This is a genomic window from Pseudomonas sp. (genome assembly GCF_049645325.1).
In the GTDB taxonomy this organism is placed as follows: Bacteria; Pseudomonadota; Gammaproteobacteria; order Pseudomonadales; family Pseudomonadaceae; genus Aquipseudomonas.
On record NZ_JBARTQ010000351.1, the window covers coordinates 1 to 4,266 of the forward strand.

3 protein-coding genes and 1 pseudogene are annotated in these 4,266 nt (G+C 60.0%); 1 reads left to right on the forward strand and 3 read right to left on the reverse strand.

Annotation, left to right across the window (positions count from 1 at the left end):
* From WBB95_RS15525 to WBB95_RS15535, 3 genes and pseudogenes are all read right to left on the reverse strand, one after another.
* Nucleotides 1-385: pseudogene (locus WBB95_RS15525) on the reverse strand (serine 3-dehydrogenase); the annotation flags it as partial.
* Nucleotides 386-752: 367 nt separating this feature from the next.
* Complete coding sequence (locus tag WBB95_RS15530) at nt 753-1,856, reverse strand: P1 family peptidase (RefSeq protein ID WP_424488391.1); 1,104 nt, start codon at nt 1,854-1,856, stop codon at nt 753-755.
* Nucleotides 1,857-1,865: 9 nt separating this feature from the next.
* Nucleotides 1,866-3,230, reverse strand: coding sequence for an APC family permease (locus WBB95_RS15535; RefSeq protein WP_424488392.1), 1,365 nt, complete (start codon nt 3,228-3,230; stop codon nt 1,866-1,868).
* 199 nt (nt 3,231-3,429) lie between these two features.
* Between WBB95_RS15535 and WBB95_RS15540 the strand changes: the two genes are divergently transcribed.
* Nucleotides 3,430-4,215: a response regulator transcription factor gene (locus WBB95_RS15540; protein ID WP_424488393.1), complete on the forward strand. Its 786-nt coding sequence runs from the start codon at nt 3,430-3,432 to the stop codon at nt 4,213-4,215.
* The last annotated feature ends 51 nt before the right edge of the window (nt 4,216-4,266 follow it).

Consider the following 4,266-nt stretch of genomic DNA (forward strand, 5'->3'; position numbering starts at 1 on the left):
TCATGTGGGTGTCACCGCCCGAGGCGCTTTCGGTAAAGCTCACGTTGGCGACATCCGACCAGGATTGCATGGCCAATACGGCCTGTGCTTTCTGCTGGGTATTGAACTGGCTGAACCCGGAGATGCCATGTTTGTTCATGGTTGCCGAGGTGGCCGAGGTGAGGAAGGTGTAGGTCAGATCGATCTTGCCGTTGTGATTCACATCCTTGTACGAGGCACCGTCACGCAGCAGGTGGTCCGCTGCCTGGTCCACGGAAAAGGACGGCTTGCCATTTACCGTGAGGTTGCCGCCACGGTCGTACAGATGGCTAAAGCTATCGATTTGCGAGTAAGCAGTGCTGGCTTGCGCGGCAGATACAATAGCTTTGTCTTTTACTTTTGACATAAACGTACTTCCTTGTTTGCAAGTGCATCAGTCTTTGGTCGATAGGAACCTCGCGGGCGAGATCGTCCTATCACTCGCCTCTTTTGAAGGCGTATCGAAACTGACACAACTTGAAATCTTTCGTCTACACATATTTCCGCAGTGAAAATGTGATGCAGATCCAACTAAAGGAAGTCACGCGCAGCGTTTATTGGGGGCAATTGGTTTTGCCCGGCGGGCTGGGCCTAAGTGATATTTAAATATTAAATAGCGGTAAAGCCGCTCTAGTTGAGCGGCGCACTTGATTAATGGATCCAATATATTGTCACGGTGTCATTGGCGACATTAAAGAGCCACTACTTAAACTATTAACACGCGTTGCCCCCTATTACCGGGACATACTCCAGCCAACCTTATGCAAAGCACCCACTAACGTCTCGCTCGCCAGGCCTGGCACCTTAGTGCCGTCCTGCGTGGTCATGTCCTCCCCCGCCAGCACCGCATTGATAATCGCCTCTTCGACCGCCTCCGCCGCTGCGCTGAACAACGGCGAAATATGGTCGTTGTTGAGCATGTGCAGGGGCGTGCTCAGCGGTAGGCCTTTGCGCCCATAATCCGCCGGTGGCAGGTCGCGGTTGCCGGTGGCGAAGGCCAGGAACAGGTCGCCGCTGGAGTCTTCGGTGCCGCCGCCGGTGCGCGCAATACCGATGGACGCACGCTGTGCCAGGCGCTGGCACTGGTGCGGCAACAACGGCGCATCGGTGGCGATGATCACCACGATCGAACCCATGCCGGGCGTGCCGCGTGCCGCAAATGGCGAAGGAATGTCCATCAAGTGGCGGCCCACCGGGTAACCGTCCACGCGCAGTTCCTGACGCTTGCCATGGTTGGCCTGCACCAGCACGCCGACTGTCCAGCCGCCCTGCTCCGCCGGCAAACGCCGCGAGGCCGTGCCGATGCCGCCCTTGAATTCATGGCAGATCATGCCGGTGCCGCCGCCCACCGCGCCTTCCTGCACCGGGCCGGGTTGCGCGTTGTCGAGCGCTTCGCGCACGTGCTCAGGCTTCACGTGTTGGCCCCAGATATCGTTGAGCGTGCCGTCGTAGGTTTCCATCACCACCGGCATGCACCAATACACTGCCGGGTCTGCCAGGCGCTCACGTTCCAGCGCTATCAGGGTGTCGCGCACAATCCCGATGCTGTGGGTGTTGGTGATGGCCACGGGCGTGGTCAGCAGGCCGGCCTCGCTGATCCACTCAAGGCCAGTGGCATCGCCGTTGCCATTGAGCACGTGATACCCGGCAAAGCACGGTTGCTGGCGCGCTTCCCCCGCGCGCGGCTGCACCACAGTGACGCCGGTGCGCACCTGCTTGCCGTCGATGTGCGCCTTGAGCGTGCTGTGGCCAACCCGAACGCCGGGAACATCGGTGATGGCATTCAATTCACCGGGCGTGCCCAGCCCCAACGTGATGCCGATTTGACGTGCGCGCATACCCACTCCTTACAATTTCTGATACGCCGGACTCAACCGGCCACTGATGCAATACAAAATCACTGACAAGGCCAGCAAGCCGATGATGATCATGATGTCGCGCAGGGAGGCCTCGGCGATCAAGGTCACCAGCAGGTAGCCCGCACCCAGCACGGCCAGCAGCGCCGGCAGCGGCCACAACGGCATCCGGTAAGGATGCTCGCGATCACGCAGCAGCACCCGGCTCATCAATGCGCTCAGCGCCACCACCAGGTACACCAGCATGATCAGCAATACGCTGAACGAGGTGAGGTCCGCCAGGTTCGAGCTGAAACTCAACAGCGCCGAAGGAATTGCCAGGAACAGCGTGGCCAGCCAAGGCGAATCCCAGCGCGGATGAATCCGCGTGAACAGCCTGTTGATGCTCGGCGTCCACAGGGCATCACGACCACTGCTGAACACCACGCGACCAATCTGGATGACGATGGCGACAATCGCGTTGAACACCGAGAGGAAGATCCCGGCGCTGACCAATCGGGAGAGGGTTTCATTGCCGTGACTGGTCAGCAGATAACCGATCGGGTCCGGGCTGCTGATCATCGCGCTCAGGGACGGCGCGCCGATCAACAATGCCGTGATTGGTACCAACTCGATCACCACCACCAGCCCCAATGACCACAACACCGCCTTGTGCACGCCTTTGCCGCCGCACTTCATGTCTTCGGCCAGCAACACCGCCGGCCCGTAGCCATTGAACGAGAACAGGCCGATCCCCACCGCGCCGATCACCAACCCCCACGGCGCCAGGTGCAGCACGCCATTTTCGACGATCTGCGGCTCAAACAACACGCTGGCCGGCTGCACTGGATGGCCGAAGCCGATAAACACAATCACCAGCAGCGCGGCGATTTCCAGTACCAGGCACGTGCCAGTGATCCAGGCGTTGAGCTTGATATTGAGGATGCCCAATGCGTAGCTGCACACCACGATCACCAGGGCGACGGTTTGCGCGTCGAAACGCGTGCCCAGGGCGTTGTTCAGGTAAGTGGCCGCCCCTGTGGCCAGCACCGGCGGGATAAACAGCAGCATCACCAGCACCGTCAGAAAGGTCGCATAACCGGCCATGCCACCAAATACCCGTTTGGCGTACACGTATTCGCCACCGGCGCTGTTGTGCGCACGGCCCAGCTCCGCGTAACAGAACGCGAACATCAGTGCGAGCAACGCGGCCATCACAAAGGCCAGGAATATGCCGCTGCCCGCCTGCTGGATGGCAAAGGGCGCAATCACAAACACCGAGCTTGCGGGCGTTACGGCCGACACTGTAATTGCCACCACATCGAACACGCTGAGCGTGGGCTTAAGTACACCGTCTGGCGCGGGGGAAGCACTCATATCGTTATCCTCTGTCGTTGTTTTTGGTCTGAGGCAGAAACGAAAAGTTGAGCGATGGCGGGATATGTTTCCCGCTGGATACAGACGAAAGTAAACGTTGTGTTTACGCCGGCCAATGCCCCTATTGGCGTACTCCCCTTGACGGTACCCGGCAAAAGCCGAACCTTTGGCCGATCTTTTGCTCGCGGGAGCCGTTCACATGAGCCTGTTCAGAGAGGTCGGCATGCACGCCGGCCTGGGCCGCACCATCGCCCACATCGGCACCGAGCGGTTTTGGAAACAGTTGGTGCTGTTGCTGCACCAGTGCTTGCCCTTCGATAACGCGCTGGCGATTTTCTACCCCCTCGATGGTCCGCCGCAGGCCCTGGAGGAGTACGACGCCCAGCCCAGCAGCAAGCCGGCGTCGATGCTGGTGTACCTCAATGGCTTGTACCTGCTCGACCCGTTTTACCAGGCTTGCCGCGAGGGCTATGCCAGTGGCGTGTACCGCCTGGAGGAAGTGGCACCGGACCATTTTCGCCAGAGTGAGTACTTCCTCAACTACTTCCACGACAACGTGCTGGAGGACGAGGTGCAGTTGATTCTGCAATTGCCGGGAATGGGCACATTGTCACTGTCGCTGGGCATGCAGCGGCGCTTCAGCGCTGAGGAAACCGGGCTGATGACCACGCTGGCGGCGTGGGTGCTGCCGTTGATGCAGCAGCATTGGCAGCAAAGTACCCAACGGGCGCCGGCGATGGACAGCCAGATCAGGGATGCACTCAGCCAATTCGGCAGCGGCGTGCTCTCGGAGCGCGAACTGGAGGTTGCCCGCCTGGTGCTGCGCGGGTTCTCGTCCAAAGCCATGGCCGAGCGCCTGAAGATCTCGCCGGACACGGTGAAGGTGCACCGGCGGCATCTGTACGCGAAACTCGATATTTCGTCACAGCCGGAGCTGTTTTCGCTGTTTATCCAGTCGTTGGGGCATGACCTGGAAAACCCTTAGGTCGGTGGTGCGGCCGACGCAGCCTCGCTTGCGCTCGGCAGCTGCTACGAC

What these genes read in the sequence shown, in the direction of transcription:
- WBB95_RS15530 (WP_424488391.1), bottom strand. Translation starts at nt 1,856, where the DNA reads ATGCGCGCACGTCAAATCGGCATCACGTTGGGGCTGGGCACGCCCGGT.
- WBB95_RS15540 (WP_424488393.1), top strand. Translation starts at nt 3,430, where the DNA reads ATGAGCCTGTTCAGAGAGGTCGGCATGCACGCCGGCCTGGGCCGCACC.
- WBB95_RS15535 (WP_424488392.1), bottom strand. Translation starts at nt 3,230, where the DNA reads ATGAGTGCTTCCCCCGCGCCAGACGGTGTACTTAAGCCCACGCTCAGC.